A 13,520-nucleotide genomic window follows, 5' to 3' on the forward strand; every position below is an offset into this window, starting at 1 on the left:
CGATCACCCTGGCTCAGCGAATGTCAGCGGGTGCCCTGAAACGCAGCAGCCTGGCGCAACCCGCCGCCCAGACCTCGCCCTCGAGTTCGGCCACCGCGGCCGTGGGAAAGCCTAGACCGCGAAGCGCCCTGCCCTCCGTCAGCAGCTCGGCGAGCAGCCCTACCAAGGGCATGTGGCTGACCAGCACGATGGGCGTATCGCTGGCATGGGCAATCAGCCAGTCGCATACCGCCGCCGGCGAGTCGTCGGGTGTGATGAGTGGCAACACCTCGGCTTCGATACCCAGCGCCTCGGCCACCGGCGAAGCCGTCTGACGCGCCCTCACGAAGGGGCTGGTATAGAGTCGGGCACCTGCCAGCGCCTGCCGACCGAACCAGCCGGCCATGCGTTCGGCCTCGGCCTGTCCGCGGGTGGTCAGCTCGCGCTCACTGTCTGGATGCCCTGCAGCCGCCTCGCCGTGGCGCATGATAAAGAGTTGCGCCGTCATGCCCCGCCCTCATCCGCCTCGATTCGGCGATGAGCCTGTTGCACGGCTTCGCGTGGCAGGACGAACTCCACGTCGCTGCTTTGCTCGCCGCGCATCAGCATGCGCGCCATCTCGCGCGCCGGCACACCTTCGAACAGGACCTGGTAGAGCCCCTCGGCCAGCGGCATGTAAACACCATCCGCACGTGCCTTGTCACGCACCAGACGCACCGTATTGACACCCTCGGCGACCTGACCCAGTGCCTCGACGGCCTCGTCCAGCCCCTTGCCCTGGCCCAGGGCGTAACCGACCCGGTAGTTACGCGACAGCTGCGACGAGCAGGTCACGATCAGATCGCCCACCCCGGCCAGCCCGAGGAAAGTCATGGGGTTGGCGCCCAGACTGACGGCGAAGCGGCCCATCTCGGCCAGTGCCCGGGTCATCAGCATGCTGCGAGTATTCTCGCCCATGCCCAGCGCCGCAGCCATACCGGCGGCAATCGCATAGATGTTCTTGAGCGCTCCGCCCAGCTCGACGCCATAGCGGTCGTTGCTGGCATAGACGCGGAAATAGTCGCAGCCCAGCGCCTGTTGCACCCGGGTGCGTGTCAGCGCATCGTCGCTGGCCACCACGGTGGCGGTGAGCTGTTTCTGGGCGATCTCGGTGGCCAGGTTGGGCCCCGAGATCACGCCGATATGGGTGAAGCCCGTTTCCTCCTCGAGGATCTGGCTCATCAGCTTGAAGCCCTCCTCCTGGATCCCCTTGGTGGTGCTCACCAGAATCTGGTCGGGATGGAGCCAGGGCCGGGCCTGGCGCACCACGTCACGGAAGGCCTTGGAGGGAATCGCCACCAGTACCAGCTCGGCGCCTTCGAGCGCTTCCTCCATGTTGCTGAATGCCCGCACTGCCGGGTTGATGGCGTAGTCCGGCAGGTAGCGAGGGTTGCGGTGTTCGCGGTCGATCTGTGCCGCCAGCTCGGGGTCGCGCAGCCACTGGCTTACCCTGGCGCCATTGTCGGCGGCGATGCTCGCCAGCGCGGTGCCGAAGCTGCCGCCGCCCAGTACTGCTACCCGCATGGGATCGTCTGACATGTCTGCCCCGTGAATCGAACGAAGTCTCAGGAGATTCCGTCATGAGTGTAACGAAGAATGCCCCCTTGCGGGGGCATGTCTCGTCATTGGACGGCGGGCGCAAGCCCGGACTGGCTCAATCGATCTGCGACAGCAGCGAGTCGATGCTCTGCCGGGCATCACCGTAGAACATGCGCGTGTTCTCCTTGAAGAACAGCGGGTTCTCGATGCCCGAATAGCCGGTACCCTGGCCGCGCTTGCAGACGAATACCTGCTTGGCCTCCCACACCTTGAGCACCGGCATGCCGGCGATGGGGCTGTTGGGATCCTCCTGGGCAGCAGGGTTGACGATGTCGTTGGAGCCGATGACGATCACCACGTCGGTGCTGGCGAAGTCGTCGTTGATCTCGTCCATCTCCAGCACGATATCGTAGGGCACCCGGGCCTCGGCCAGCAGCACGTTCATGTGGCCCGGCAAGCGCCCCGCCACCGGGTGGATACCGAAGCGAACCTCCTTGCCCGCCGAGCGCAGCTTGCGCACCAGCTCGCTCACCGCGTTCTGTGCCTGGGCCACGGCCATGCCGTAGCCCGGCACGATGATCACGCTGTCGGCATCGTTGAGCGCGCTCGCCACCCCGCCGGCATCGATCGCCACCTGCTCGCCCTCGATCTCGGCCGCCGGTCCCTGGGTGCCGCCGAAGCCACCGAGGATGACGTTGACGAAATTGCGGTTCATCGCCTTGCACATGATGTACGACAGAATGGCACCGGAAGAGCCCACCAGTGCGCCGGTGACGATCAGCAGGTCGTTGGAGAGCGTGAAGCCGATGGCCGCCGCGGCCCAGCCGGAGTAGCTGTTGAGCATCGACACCACCACGGGCATGTCGGCGCCGCCGATGCCCATGATCAGGTGGTAACCGATGAAGAAGGCCAGCGCGGCGATCAGCAGCAGTGTCCAGAAGCCGGCGCCGTTGAGGTAGAGGATGGCCAGCAGCAGCGACAGCGCGGCCGCCCCGGCGTTGAGCAGGTGGCCACCGGGCAATTGCTTCGGCTTGCCGTCGACCTTGCCGGCGAGCTTGCCGAAGGCGATCACCGAGCCGGTAAAGGTCACCGCGCCGATGAATACGCCCAATACCACCTCGATCTGCAGGAACATCAGCTCATCCGGGGCCTTGGTGGCGACGAGCGCGGCGAAGGCCGAGAACTGCTCGGCGCCCGCATCGAGGGCCCGGGCCGCCAGCACGCGGCGCCGCTCGAGGTCCGCGCTCCAGGCCACGAACACCGCGGCCAGGCCGACGAAGCTGTGCAGCGCCGCCACCAGCTGCGGCATCTCGGTCATCTCGACCTTCTTGGCCACGTAGGCGCCGACTACCGCGCCGACGATCACCATCGGGATCATCAGCCAGTAGGCGCCGATCCCCGGCCCGAAGGCGGTGAAGAAGACCGCCACGGCCATACCGATGATGCCGTACCACACGGCCCGCTTGGCCTTCTCCTGATTGCTCAGCCCTCCCAGGGAGAGGACGAACAGTACGCTTGCCGCTATCGCCGCGGCAGACACGAATCCTTGACTCAGCATGTGTTGTCTCCGCGCTTACGATTTCTGGAACATGGCGAGCATCCGGCGTGTCACCAGGAAGCCGCCCACGATGTTGATGGTGGCGATCAGCACCGAGATGGCCGCCATCAGCACGACGAGCCAGTTCCCGGAGCCGATCTGCAGTACCGCCCCGAGCACGATGATCCCCGAGATGGCATTGGTCACCGCCATCAGCGGCGTATGCAGCGAGTGGCTGACGTTCCAGATCACTTGGAAGCCGACGAAGCAGGCCAGCACGAAGACGATGAAGTGCTGCATGAAGGAGGCAGGCGCCACCTGGCCGAGCACCAACATCAGCAGACCACCGGCACCCAGCAGGGTCGCCTGGCGCTTGGTCTGCGCCTTGAAGGCAGCATGTTCGGCCGCTCGCCGCTCCTCGGGAGTGGGCTCCTTCTCCTTGGGCTTGGGCTTCGCCGCGGCGATTGCCTTGACCTTGGGCGGCGGCGGCGGAAAGGTGATCTCGCCCTGGTGCGTCACCGTGGCGCCACGGATGACGTCGTCCTCCATGTCATGGACGATGCTGCCGTCCTTCTCCGGTGTGAGGTCGGTGAGCATGTGACGGATGTTAGTGGCATACAGCAGCGAGGCTTGCGTCGCCATGCGCGAGGGGAAGTCGGTATAGCCGACCACCACGACGCCGTTGTCGCTGACGATCCGCTCGTCCGGTACGGTCAGGTCGCAGTTGCCGCCCTTTTCGGCGGCCAGGTCGACGATCACCGAGCCGGGCTTCATCGCCTTGACCATGTCCTCGAGCCACAGCTTGGGCGCCGGCCGCCCCGGGATCAGGGCAGTAGTGATGACGATGTCGACCTCGGGCGCCTGCTCACGGAACAGCGCCAGTTGCTTCTCGCGGAACTCGGGGCTGGAAGGCGCCGCGTAGCCGCCGGTGCCGGAACCGTCCTGATTCTCCTCGAAGTCGAGGAACAGGAACTCGGCACCCATGGACTCGATCTGTTCGGCCACCTCGGGGCGCACGTCGAAGGCACGCACCACCGCCCCCAGGCTGGTCGCGGTGCCGATGGCGGCAAGCCCCGCCACGCCGGCACCGACGATGAGCACCTTGGCCGGAGGCACCTTGCCGGCGGCGGTGACCTGGCCGGTGAAGAAACGGCCGAATTGATTGCCCGCCTCGATCACCGCGCGATAGCCGGCGATATTGGCCATCGAGGAGAGGGCATCCATCTTCTGGGCCCGCGAAATACGCGGCACCATGTCCATGGCGACCACAGTCGCGCCCTTGGCCCGGCAGCGCTCCAGCAGGGCCTCGTTCTGCGCCGGCCAGAAGAAGGCGATCAGGGTCTGGCCTTCGCGCAGGAGGTCGGCTTCTTCATCCGTGGGCTCGCGTACCTTGATCACGACCTCGGCCTCGCGCCACAGCGCCTCGGCGCTCTCCACCACCGTGACACCGGCGGCGCGATAGGCGTCGTCATCGAAACCGGCGGCGATACCGGCCCCGGATTCGATCAAGCATTCGTGTCCTAGCTTCTTGATGAACTGCGCACTGTCAGGGGTCAGCGCGACACGCGCCTCTCCTTTGGCGAGCTCCTTGGGTGCACCAATCTTCACGTTGGATCTCCCTTATGGTTATAGAAAGGTCGAATAGGGCAAACAGTTATTCATACCTGACCATGCCGCGATGCACAACCGCTGCGCAGCTTTTCCAACACCTTCGAATGTAAAACTATGCAGCTGAAATATCGGAAAAAAATGAACGATGACGTTGACGTCAAAGATACATGGCGGGACGCATATGGACATGAACAAGCCGCCTGCAGGCGGCTTGAAAACGCGTAGGCATGCGGCCATCAAGCGACGGGCCTCGCCGTGACGACGCCCGTCGCAAGACCTAGGTTGTCAGCAGCGTATTGAGCCGCTTGACGTAGGCTGCGGGGTCGTCGAGGTGGCCACCCTCGGCGATGATCGCCTGGTCGAGCAGTACCTGGGCCAAATCGGCGAAGCGCTCGCCTTCGGCGCCCTCGAGCCGCTCGACCAGCGCATGGGTCGGGTTGAGTTCGAGTATCGGCTTGACCTCTGGCATCTTCTGGCCGGCGGCTTCCATGATGCGGCGCATCTGGAAGCCCATCTCATGCTCCGGCAACACCACGCAGGCAGGAGAATCGGTCAGTCGATGGGTCACCTTGACCTCCTGCACGGCGTCGCCCAGCGCTTCCTTGACGCGCTTGACCAGCGATTCCTTGGCCTTGGCGGTCTCCTCCTGGGCCTTCTTCTCTTCCTCGCCCTCGATCTCGCCGAGGTCGAGCTCGCCCTTGGCCACGTCGACGAAGCGCTTGCCCTCGAACTCGTTCAGGTGGCTCATCAGCCACTCGTCGATGCGGTCGTGGAGCAGCAGCACCTCGATGCCCTTCTTGCGGAAGATCTCCAGATGCGGGCTCGACTTCGCCGCGTTGAAGCCGTCGGCGACGATGTAGTAGATCTTCTCCTGGCCCTCCTTCATGCGCGAGACGTAGTCGGCCAGCGACTGATCCTGGGTGGCGCTGTCGGTGTGGGTGGTGGAGAAGCGCAGCAGCGCGGCGATCTTCTCGCGATTGGCGAAGTCCTCGGCCGGGCCCTCCTTCAGCACGCTGCCGAAGGTGTTCCAGAAGGTCTGGTAGGCCTCCTGGTCCTTGGCCAGCTTCTTGAGCATGTCCAGCGCCCGCTTGGTCAGCGCGCCCTTGATCTTCTCGACCTTGGGATCCTGCTGCAGCAGTTCGCGGGAGACGTTGAGCGACAGCTCGCGGGTGTCGAGCACGCCCTTGATGAAGCGCAGGTAGAGTGGCAGGAACTGCTCGGCGTCGTCCATGATGAAGACACGCTGGACGTAGAGCTTGACTCCGCGGGAGCCATCGCGCTCATAGAGGTCGAAGGGCGCGCGCCCCGGTACATAGAGCAGACTGGTGTACTCGAGTTTGCCCTCGACCTTGTTGTGGCTCCAGGTCAGGGGATCGCTGAAGTCGTGGGCCACGTGCTTGTAGAAGGCCTTGTACTCGTCGTCGGAAACCTCGCTCTTGGGCCGCACCCACAGCGCGGTGGCCTCGTTGACGGTTTCCCAGGTGGTGACCTCGCTGCCTTCGATCTCGTTGCCTTCGTCGTCCTTGGCCGTCTCGACCTTGGGCATGCGCACCGGCACTTCGATATGGTCGGAGTACTTTCGCACCAGACTGCGCAGGCGGAAGTCGTCGGCGAACTCCTTGGCTTCCTTCTTCAGGTGCAGGACGATCTCGGTGCCGTGTGCCTCGCGCTCGAGGTCGGCGACGGTAAACTCGCCCTCGCCCTTCGAGCGCCATTCGACACCCTCGCTCTTGTCGCTGCCCGCCTTGCGGGTACGCACCGTGACTTCGTCGGCGACGATGAAGCTGGAGTAGAACCCCACCCCGAACTGGCCGATCAGCCGCGCATCCTTCTGCTGCTCGCCGGAGAGCTGCTTGAGGAACTCGGCGGTGCCGCTGCGAGCAATGGTGCCCAGGTTCTGGATCACCTCGTCACGGCTCATGCCGATGCCGTTGTCGCGCACGGTGACGGTGCCAGCCTTTTCGTCATGCTCGATCTCGATGCGCAGCTCGCTGTCGCCTTCGTACAGCGCATCGTTGTCGAGCGCGGCGTAGCGCAACTTGTCACAGGCGTCGGCGGCGTTGGAAATCAGCTCGCGCAGGAAGATCTCCCGATTGGAATACAGGGAGTGGATCATCAGGTGCAGCAGCTGCTTCACCTCGGTCTGGAAGCCGAGGGTTTCCTCGTGAGCGGTCGTGGACATGGATCGGTTACCTCATGGCTTGAACCCGCGGCGGCGCATGACGCGACGCCGTTTTTGAACTGTTCAGCGATATGGGGGCCGGCTCCGGGTTTTCAAGCGTCGCTTGGTTCCGGCACCCCCAGGACCAGATGCAGGCGAGCCGTGGCCACCGGTTGATCCTCCGATTCCTGCCAGGCCGTGACCTGCACGTTGGCCAGGCGCCGCCCTTCGCGCAGCAGGCGACATCGCGCTAAGGTCGGCACGACGCGCGCCGTGCGCAGATAATCGATGGAGAAATCGACGATGCGTGGCAGTCGCGGTTCGCGCGCGGACAGCATCAGGTCGAGGGTACCGGCGGTTTCCATGAAGGCGGCCACCACGCCACCATGCAACGCCGGCAGCAGAATATTGCCGATATTGTGCTGGTGCGGCTCGAGGCGAAAGACAAGGCCATCGCCACCGGCGTCGGGGCTCGCCGTAACGCCTATGTGGCGGGCATAGGGCAGCCGTTCGAGCCAGGCAGCCACGTCCCCCTGAGCCCGGGTTCTGGCCAGCCAGGCCGCGTCGTGGAAGCCCTCAGGCATGATCCACCTCCGCGAACAGCGCCTCGGCGAAGCCTTCCGGCGTATTGCGCTCGCCCAAACGGACGAAATTGCCGATGCCGCGGGCAACGGTGCATCCCGGCTCCTGCCACACCCTTCCCTCGGTGAAGACCATCGAGGCCGTGACCCGCAGCACCTGAGCCTCGACCCAGATCGGCTTTCCAGCCACCGCCGGGCGGTAGTGGTCGACGCGCAGGTCCAGGGTCGGGCAGACCTCGGGGCGCGGCAGGCCGCAGAGCACCGCCGAGCCACAAGCCGTATCGAGTAGCAGGCTCAGCACACCGCCATGAACGAGTCCACGCTCGACGTCGCCGAGCAGGTCGTCGCGCCACGGTTGGCACATGGCCACCGTCGGCGGAGCGACGGAAACGACCTCGAGGCCCAATTCTCGAGTGTGCGGTATCACGGTCACGAAGCGCGCCAGGGCGGCACGCCACTCATCCACGGTGGGGGCAGGTACGTCGGGCATCTTTCGGCCTCACACAAGTCCAGGGGCAGGAATCAAACGAGCGTATCAAAACTACCCCTCGTCGTCCCCCTCTTCCATGACAGGAAAACCTCGCCAGCGGCGGTATGCGTCCAGGTTGCGGTCTACCTTTGTCAACAGCCAGCCGACGACCACCATATCATCGACAACTCCGAGCAGAAGCAGCCAGTCGGGAATCAGGTCCAACGGCGAGACGAGATAGGCCAGCGCCGCCAGCATCCAACCGAAGGCCGGCCACGGCGGTGGCCGATAGCGACCCTTAACCACGTCGCGATACATGGGCACGAACAGCTTGAGCGCGCGTGCAATCTGTCCCAATGCCCGCGAGCGTCGGCGCAGCCGAGCCACGATATTCCACGGTTTCACTTCTTACTCCTCGTTTCGCCGTAACAGCCAGTAGGACCCTTCACCATAGGCGCTCCCCGGCACGACACCTACCTCGTAGTTCCGCTGATTTAGTGCGACACTACTGCCATCGTGCCTGCTGACCATCTCACCACCCATGCCGCCCGCGAACCGAACGAGGTCGTTACCATGTCGCCGATGCTCACCTTGAGGCAATGCCTGAGGCACTGCCGCTTCCTGGTCGCCACCTCCTTTCTCTGCCTGCCGCTGATCGGCCAGGCCGATGACGCAGCCATGCGCGAAGCGCTCGAAGCCGCACGCCTTCATCAGTGGCAGCGTATCGACGAGGCCGCCATCAGCGGCCATGTGCTCGAGAGTTATGTCGAGTATCACCGCCTGCGTAGCCGCCTGCCACAGGCCGAGCCGGGCCAGATCCTGGAATTCATCGAGCGTCATCGCGGGGCGCCCGTCGCCGACTGGATGCGCGGCCAGGCAATCGCCCGCTATGGCGCCGCCGGCCGCTACGGCAGTCTGCTCGCCGTGGCCGAGGGCGTGCCCAGCGGCACCGAGCGTCAGTGCTACTACTACACGGCCCTGCTAGGCAGCGACCCGCAGGCAGCCGCCGAAGGGGGACGCGCCCTGTGGCATGTCGGCCGTTCGCAGCCTTCGGCCTGCGACACCCTGTTCGACCACCTGCGTGCCAACGGCGAGATCAGCGAGTTCGAGATCTGGGAGCGCATGATGCTGGCCTGGGAGCAGGGCGAGAGCGGCCTCGTCAGCTACCTGGGTCGGCTGCTCGGCAGCCGCTGGCAGGAGGGCCGCAGCGCCGTGGAGCGACTGCAGCGCAGCTATGCCGACATCACCCGGATTCCTACCTGCATCGGACCCGAATGCCGCGGCAGTGGACCACTCTTCGTTGCCGCCATGCAGGGGTTCATTCGTGCCGACACCGAGGCCGCCATGGAGGCTTGGCGCAAGATCGCCCCACACCTGCCGATCGAACAGGACCATCGCCACGCCATCGAGGAAGAACTCGCCTTCTACTCGCTGGTGCGTAACGTTGGACAAAACCTGGGCTGGGTCGACGAGGCCTTGCCGCGGATCGGCACCGCACGTGTGCTCGAACTGCGCATCCGCCACGCACTGACCCAGCGCGACTGGAACGATGTGCTGCGCTGGGTCGAACATCTGCCCGAGGATGTCGCCGCCGACAGTCGCTGGCAGTACTGGAAGGCTCGCGCCAACGAGCAGTTGGGTAACCAGGAGCTAGCCGAGGTGGCCTATGCGCGAGCAGCACAGGAACGCAACTTCTTCGGCTTTGCCGCTGCCGATCGTATCGGGCGTCCCTACTCGCTGAACCTGGAACGCAGCACCTTCAATGACGATTTCCGCGATCAGGTAGCCCAGTGGCCTACGGTACAGCGCACCGAGGCGTTGCTGCGCATCGGCGAGGAGGGGCTGGCCAACAGCGAGTGGCTGCATGCCGCGACCAACGCCACGCCACGCGAAGTCAGAGCGTTGGCCGACTATGCCGCGCATCGCGGCTGGCACGCACGACTGGTGCAGACCACCATCGCTGCCGAGCTCTGGGATGCGCTGGACTGGCGCTTCCCGGAGGCCTACCGCGAGCATTTCCTGCACTGGGGACAGCAGACCGGCGTGGATCCTTACCTGCTGATGGGCATCGCCCGGCGAGAGAGCGCCTACAATCCGGAGGCGCTGTCGCCGGCCGGCGCCCGCGGCCTGATGCAGCTCATGCCGGGCACCGCCTCACTGCTCAGCCGCCAGCTCGGCATCCGCGACCCCGGGCCGTACGGTGTGCTCGACCCCGAACTCAACATCCGCCTTGGCAGCACCTACATTCGCGACATGACCCACCGCTACCGCGGCAACCGCCTGGCCGCAGCGGCGGCCTACAACGCCGGCCCCGGCCGGGTGGACCGCTGGCTGCGCGACGCACCGGAAGAGTTCGACCTGTTCGTCGAGTCGATCCCCTTCCGCGAGACCCGCGACTACGTGCAGGCGGTGCTCTCCTACCGGGTCATTTTCGAGAGCCTGGCCAACGGCGGCAGCAGCGAAGGCGTGGCGATGCTCAGCCAGGCGGAGAAGACAATGCGCTACGATGCCTCGCTGCTCGCCAGCAACTGACACTCTTCTCAGCCAGGCTGGCGCTCCAGTGCCAGCCTGATGCCGAACAGTATCAACACGGTGCCGGTCGCTCCGTTCAGCGTGCGGGCGAAGCGCCGGCTGCCAAACCAGCGCCCGGCGCTGCCCACCATGAACACGATGGCGATCTGCCACAGGTTGGCGATCACGAAGTGGACCCCGGCAAGCCACAGCGATTTGAGCAGTGCCGGGTCGGTCGGCGCAATGAACTGGGGCAGGAAGGCCATGTAGAAGACTATCGTCTTGGGGTTGAGCACGTTGGAAAGCAGCCCCTCGCGCAGCGGGCGCCACAGCGGAACGGCCTGACGCTCGCTCTGCATCGCATCTACCGGCAATCCCCTGCCGCGCCAGGCTGACACCAGGCCGTTTATGCCCAGCCAGATCAAGTAGGCAGCCCCTGCCAGCTTGAGCGCGTTGAACGCCCAAGCCGACTGCAGCAGGATCAGCGAGATGCCCAGCGCCGAGATGGTGGCATGCACGAACAGGCCGCAGCAGATCGAAAGGCTCGTGATCACACCATCGCGCACCCCGCCGCGGGTGGTATTGCGTATGACCAGCAGGGTATCGACCCCTGGGCTCATCGAAAGCAGGGTAATGGCGATCAGAAAGGGCCAGAACTGAGCATCCAGCATGAGGGACCTCCGGTTGAGTAGGGGCATGACAGACCCGGCATGGCGAGCGCCTGAGCACCACGAGGTTGACGGTGTGCCATATGAAGTATTGCCAATTTAAGACGACGGATTCGCTGGACGCTCGGTTTTTTTCTAACTACAGTGGATTGAGCGGAAGGCACGGGTGACGTTGCTTCCGCGGCGTTGGTCAGCAAGTGGAAAGTCGTCCCGTCGTATGTCGAGCCTTTCGATGCACCCGAAGCGCACTTTTCCCCTCTAGCCCACGCAGTTTGGGCCCGGTATCGCCGGTGCCCGGCACGATCAATCAGTAAGTAAGGAAAATCGACAATGGCAACTGGCACTGTCAAGTGGTTCAACGATACCAAGGGCTACGGCTTCATCTCTCCGGACGACGGCGGTGATGACCTGTTCGCGCATTTCTCCGAGATTCAGGCTGAAGGCTTCAAGACCCTGCAGGACGGTCAGAAGGTGACCTTCGACGTGACCCAGGGCAAGAAAGGCCTTCAGGCCTCCAACATTCGGGTTTCCAACTGAGGCTTCCCCCTCGGTAGACCCGGCGCCGGGTATAGTAGAATGACTCGGCGAAGCGCCGAAAGGCCCACTCGAGAGAGTGGGCCTTTTTCCTTGCTGCACGGGTAGGCGATGGCGCCAGCAAGGCCTAGGTCCCCGAACCGGGCTCGTCCTGTGACCGGTTCTCGGGCTGGGACTCCTCCTCGCTGCCTGCCTCGGCCTGCTGCTCGGACTCGATTCTGGGCAGGCCGCTGCTCGGCTCACTCTTCTCCGCCTCTTCGAACTGCCGGTCGAGCTCGCGCTGCGCCTCCTCGAAGCGCCGCTCGGTCTCTTCGAGCCAGGCGTCGACATCGGACTGAGATACCTCGCCGGAGCGCTCCGCCTCTCGCTCTATGTCAGAGACCGCGCTTTCTTCGTCACTCTCCATCGGCTCGAGTTCGGGCCGACTCTGCTCCGCCTCTTTGAACTGCTGGTCGATCTTGCGCTGGGCCTCCTCGAAACGGCGCTCGGTGTCCTCGAGAATCGCCTCGATGTCATCGCGGGTCGGCTCTCCCGGGAGCGCGCCGCCCTCTTCCAAGGTCTCGTCAGGGGTTTCGGCCAGCGTCTCGGCGCCAACTTCCTCCTCGTCGCCAGGCGCAGGCTCGTCCGCCGCCGATGACTCCGCATCCTCCGCGGGCGGCGAGGCCGCGGACTCGTTCGCGGTGACTTCTTCTTCGGACTCGGGCTCGGGCGCAGGCGCTGTCTCGGTCGGGGGCTCGCCATCCTGGGCTGGCGCTGACGCTTCCTCGCCGTCGTCGCCACAGCCCGCGAGCAGCAGGGCAAGGGTCAAGGCCGCGGCGGCCGGGATCCAGGGTGTCTTGGCCATCGGTTTTCTCCCATCCATATGAGACCCGCAAAGGGGCTTATTCCAGCAGAGCCCGACGAGCGCTGCAAGCCGCCGGGGCAGTCACCCTACTGCTTGGACACCAAGCGGGGAAAACGATCCATTCCCGCTCTCATTCAGAGCGGCCAGCGGTAACGGACAGCCTAACGACCAAGCCACGGCCCGCAGCGGGTCCGCCTGCTCGGGATGGACGAGGCCAGGTCACCTAGCGCCTTGGCCAGGGCAGCACCTCCGATCAGCAGCCTGGCAAGCGCGACCACCGCTACGGCGGCAGCGAACATGCCCAACACGGCGACGATGAGCAGCACGACCAGCCACAGGGTGAGGCGTTTCGCGCGCGCCTGGGCGCCAAAGAAATCCATCGCCATGTGCCGTCAGAAGTTGATGCGCGGTGCCGCCTGAATATTGGCGCTGTCGTCAAACTCCAGCAGCGCCGCGTCCGGGCTATGTCCCAGTGGCCCCGCCAGCAGCACCGGCGGGAAACTCTGCTTGTAGGTGTTGTACTGCATGACCGCGTCGTTGAAGGCCTGACGGGCAAAGGCGACACGGTTCTCGGTGCTGGTCAACGTCTCGGAGAGCTGGCGCATGTTGTCGGAGGCCTTCAGATCCGGATAAGCCTCCATTACGACATTGAGGCGCCCGAGGGCAGCCCCGAGCGCTCCCTCGGCACCGGCGAGCTCGGCCATGGCACCGGGCTCGCCCGGCCGGGCGGCGGCCGATTTCAGCCCACTCAGGGCGACGTTGCGCGCCTCGGTCACAGCGGTGAGGGTGTCGTGCTCTTGCGCCATGTAGGCCCTGGCGGTTTCGACCAGGTTGGCAATAGTGTCGTAGCGGCGCTTGAGCTGCACTTCGATCTGGGCGAAGGCGTTCTGATAGCGATGCTTAAGCGCTACCAGGCGGTTATAGATGCTGACGGCATAGATAACCATCAGCACCAGCACGACCAGTAGCACGATTGTCGTGAGTTGCATGTTATCTCCTCGTTGCCGGCGCCGGGCGACGACTCCGCCAGTGCCATTTGGGCAGCAA

At 64.8% G+C, this 13,520-nt stretch carries 14 protein-coding genes; 2 read left to right on the forward strand and 12 right to left on the reverse strand.

The genetic code is table 11. From position 1 onward, the window contains the following. Nucleotides 1-13: 13 nt before the first annotated feature. From sixA to HNO53_RS15115, 8 genes are all read right to left on the reverse strand, one after another. Complete coding sequence (gene sixA, locus HNO53_RS15080; protein WP_209473430.1) at nt 14-487, reverse strand: phosphohistidine phosphatase SixA; 474 nt, start codon at nt 485-487, stop codon at nt 14-16. Continuing rightward, nucleotides 484-1,557, reverse strand: coding sequence for an NAD(P)H-dependent glycerol-3-phosphate dehydrogenase (locus HNO53_RS15085; RefSeq protein ID WP_209473431.1), 1,074 nt, complete (start codon nt 1,555-1,557; stop codon nt 484-486). The genes sixA and HNO53_RS15085 overlap by 4 nt, the downstream gene beginning before the upstream one ends. 115 nt (nt 1,558-1,672) lie before the next feature. Continuing rightward, nucleotides 1,673-3,115, reverse strand: a complete 1,443-nt coding sequence (locus tag HNO53_RS15090) for an NAD(P)(+) transhydrogenase (Re/Si-specific) subunit beta (protein ID WP_209473432.1) — start codon at nt 3,113-3,115, stop codon at nt 1,673-1,675. Between the two features lie 15 nt (nt 3,116-3,130). Further along, nucleotides 3,131-4,702, reverse strand: a complete 1,572-nt coding sequence (locus tag HNO53_RS15095; RefSeq protein ID WP_209473433.1) for a Re/Si-specific NAD(P)(+) transhydrogenase subunit alpha — start codon at nt 4,700-4,702, stop codon at nt 3,131-3,133. 280 nt (nt 4,703-4,982) lie between these two features. Beyond that, nucleotides 4,983-6,887 carry a molecular chaperone HtpG gene (gene htpG / locus HNO53_RS15100; protein WP_209473434.1) on the reverse strand — a complete coding sequence of 635 codons (1,905 nt, stop codon included), beginning with the start codon at nt 6,885-6,887 and terminating at the stop codon, nt 4,983-4,985. Nucleotides 6,888-6,979: 92 nt separating this feature from the next. Next, on the reverse strand, nt 6,980-7,450 hold the full coding sequence (locus HNO53_RS15105; RefSeq protein WP_209473435.1) for a PaaI family thioesterase: 471 nt from the start codon (nt 7,448-7,450) through the stop codon (nt 6,980-6,982). Further along, nucleotides 7,443-7,937, reverse strand: coding sequence for a PaaI family thioesterase (locus HNO53_RS15110; protein ID WP_209473436.1), 495 nt, complete (start codon nt 7,935-7,937; stop codon nt 7,443-7,445). Before HNO53_RS15110 ends, HNO53_RS15105 begins: the two co-directional genes overlap by 8 nt. Nucleotides 7,938-7,988: 51 nt before the next feature. Continuing rightward, nucleotides 7,989-8,321 (reverse strand): YkvA family protein, encoded by a 333-nt coding sequence (locus HNO53_RS15115; protein WP_242597437.1) that lies wholly within the window; start codon nt 8,319-8,321, stop codon nt 7,989-7,991. A 168-nt stretch (nt 8,322-8,489) separates the two neighbouring features. Between HNO53_RS15115 and HNO53_RS15120 the strand changes: the two genes are divergently transcribed. Continuing rightward, entirely contained in the window at nt 8,490-10,448 is a 1,959-nt protein-coding gene (locus HNO53_RS15120) for a transglycosylase SLT domain-containing protein (RefSeq protein WP_420827841.1), read from the forward strand. 8 nt (nt 10,449-10,456) lie between these two features. Here the strand turns inward: HNO53_RS15120 and HNO53_RS15125 are convergent, their stop codons facing one another. Beyond that, the gene (locus HNO53_RS15125; protein WP_209473437.1) at nt 10,457-11,098 is read right to left on the reverse strand and encodes a LysE family translocator; all 642 of its coding nucleotides are present in this window, start codon (nt 11,096-11,098) and stop codon (nt 10,457-10,459) included. Nucleotides 11,099-11,425: 327 nt separating this feature from the next. Here HNO53_RS15125 and HNO53_RS15130 point away from each other — a divergent pair, with 327 nt between their 5' ends. Next, nucleotides 11,426-11,632, forward strand: coding sequence for a cold-shock protein (locus HNO53_RS15130; protein ID WP_111413787.1), 207 nt, complete (start codon nt 11,426-11,428; stop codon nt 11,630-11,632). A gap of 124 nt (nt 11,633-11,756) precedes the next feature. Here the strand turns inward: HNO53_RS15130 and HNO53_RS15135 are convergent, their stop codons facing one another. The 3 genes from HNO53_RS15135 to HNO53_RS15145 form a co-directional block, all read right to left on the reverse strand. Then, nucleotides 11,757-12,473 carry a prolipoprotein diacylglyceryl transferase gene (locus HNO53_RS15135; protein ID WP_209473438.1) on the reverse strand — a complete coding sequence of 239 codons (717 nt, stop codon included), beginning with the start codon at nt 12,471-12,473 and terminating at the stop codon, nt 11,757-11,759. 161 nt (nt 12,474-12,634) lie between these two features. Continuing rightward, complete coding sequence (locus HNO53_RS15140; protein WP_209473439.1) at nt 12,635-12,859, reverse strand: hypothetical protein; 225 nt, start codon at nt 12,857-12,859, stop codon at nt 12,635-12,637. A 6-nt stretch (nt 12,860-12,865) separates the two neighbouring features. Continuing rightward, nucleotides 12,866-13,462, reverse strand: a complete 597-nt coding sequence (locus HNO53_RS15145) for a LemA family protein (RefSeq protein WP_209473440.1) — start codon at nt 13,460-13,462, stop codon at nt 12,866-12,868. Between the last annotated feature and the right edge of the window lie 58 nt (nt 13,463-13,520).

Origin of the sequence: Billgrantia antri, assembly GCF_017868935.1 — a bacterium.
GTDB classification, from domain to species: Bacteria; Pseudomonadota; Gammaproteobacteria; order Pseudomonadales; family Halomonadaceae; genus Halomonas; species Halomonas antri.

Bases quoted from the DNA above. Each gene is read 5' to 3' on its own strand.
- HNO53_RS15125 (WP_209473437.1), bottom strand. From the start codon at position 11,098: ATGCTGGATGCTCAGTTCTGGCCCTTTCTGATCGCCATTACCCTGCTT.
- HNO53_RS15140 (WP_209473439.1), bottom strand. From the start codon at position 12,859: ATGGCGATGGATTTCTTTGGCGCCCAGGCGCGCGCGAAACGCCTCACC.
- HNO53_RS15145 (WP_209473440.1), bottom strand. From the start codon at position 13,462: ATGCAACTCACGACAATCGTGCTACTGGTCGTGCTGGTGCTGATGGTT.
- htpG (WP_209473434.1), bottom strand. From the start codon at position 6,887: ATGTCCACGACCGCTCACGAGGAAACCCTCGGCTTCCAGACCGAGGTG.
- HNO53_RS15105 (WP_209473435.1), bottom strand. From the start codon at position 7,450: ATGCCTGAGGGCTTCCACGACGCGGCCTGGCTGGCCAGAACCCGGGCT.
- HNO53_RS15085 (WP_209473431.1), bottom strand. From the start codon at position 1,557: ATGTCAGACGATCCCATGCGGGTAGCAGTACTGGGCGGCGGCAGCTTC.
- HNO53_RS15090 (WP_209473432.1), bottom strand. From the start codon at position 3,115: ATGCTGAGTCAAGGATTCGTGTCTGCCGCGGCGATAGCGGCAAGCGTA.
- HNO53_RS15130 (WP_111413787.1), top strand. From the start codon at position 11,426: ATGGCAACTGGCACTGTCAAGTGGTTCAACGATACCAAGGGCTACGGC.
- sixA (WP_209473430.1), bottom strand. From the start codon at position 487: ATGACGGCGCAACTCTTTATCATGCGCCACGGCGAGGCGGCTGCAGGG.
- HNO53_RS15110 (WP_209473436.1), bottom strand. From the start codon at position 7,937: ATGCCCGACGTACCTGCCCCCACCGTGGATGAGTGGCGTGCCGCCCTG.
- HNO53_RS15135 (WP_209473438.1), bottom strand. From the start codon at position 12,473: ATGGCCAAGACACCCTGGATCCCGGCCGCCGCGGCCTTGACCCTTGCC.
- HNO53_RS15120 (WP_420827841.1), top strand. From the start codon at position 8,490: ATGTCGCCGATGCTCACCTTGAGGCAATGCCTGAGGCACTGCCGCTTC.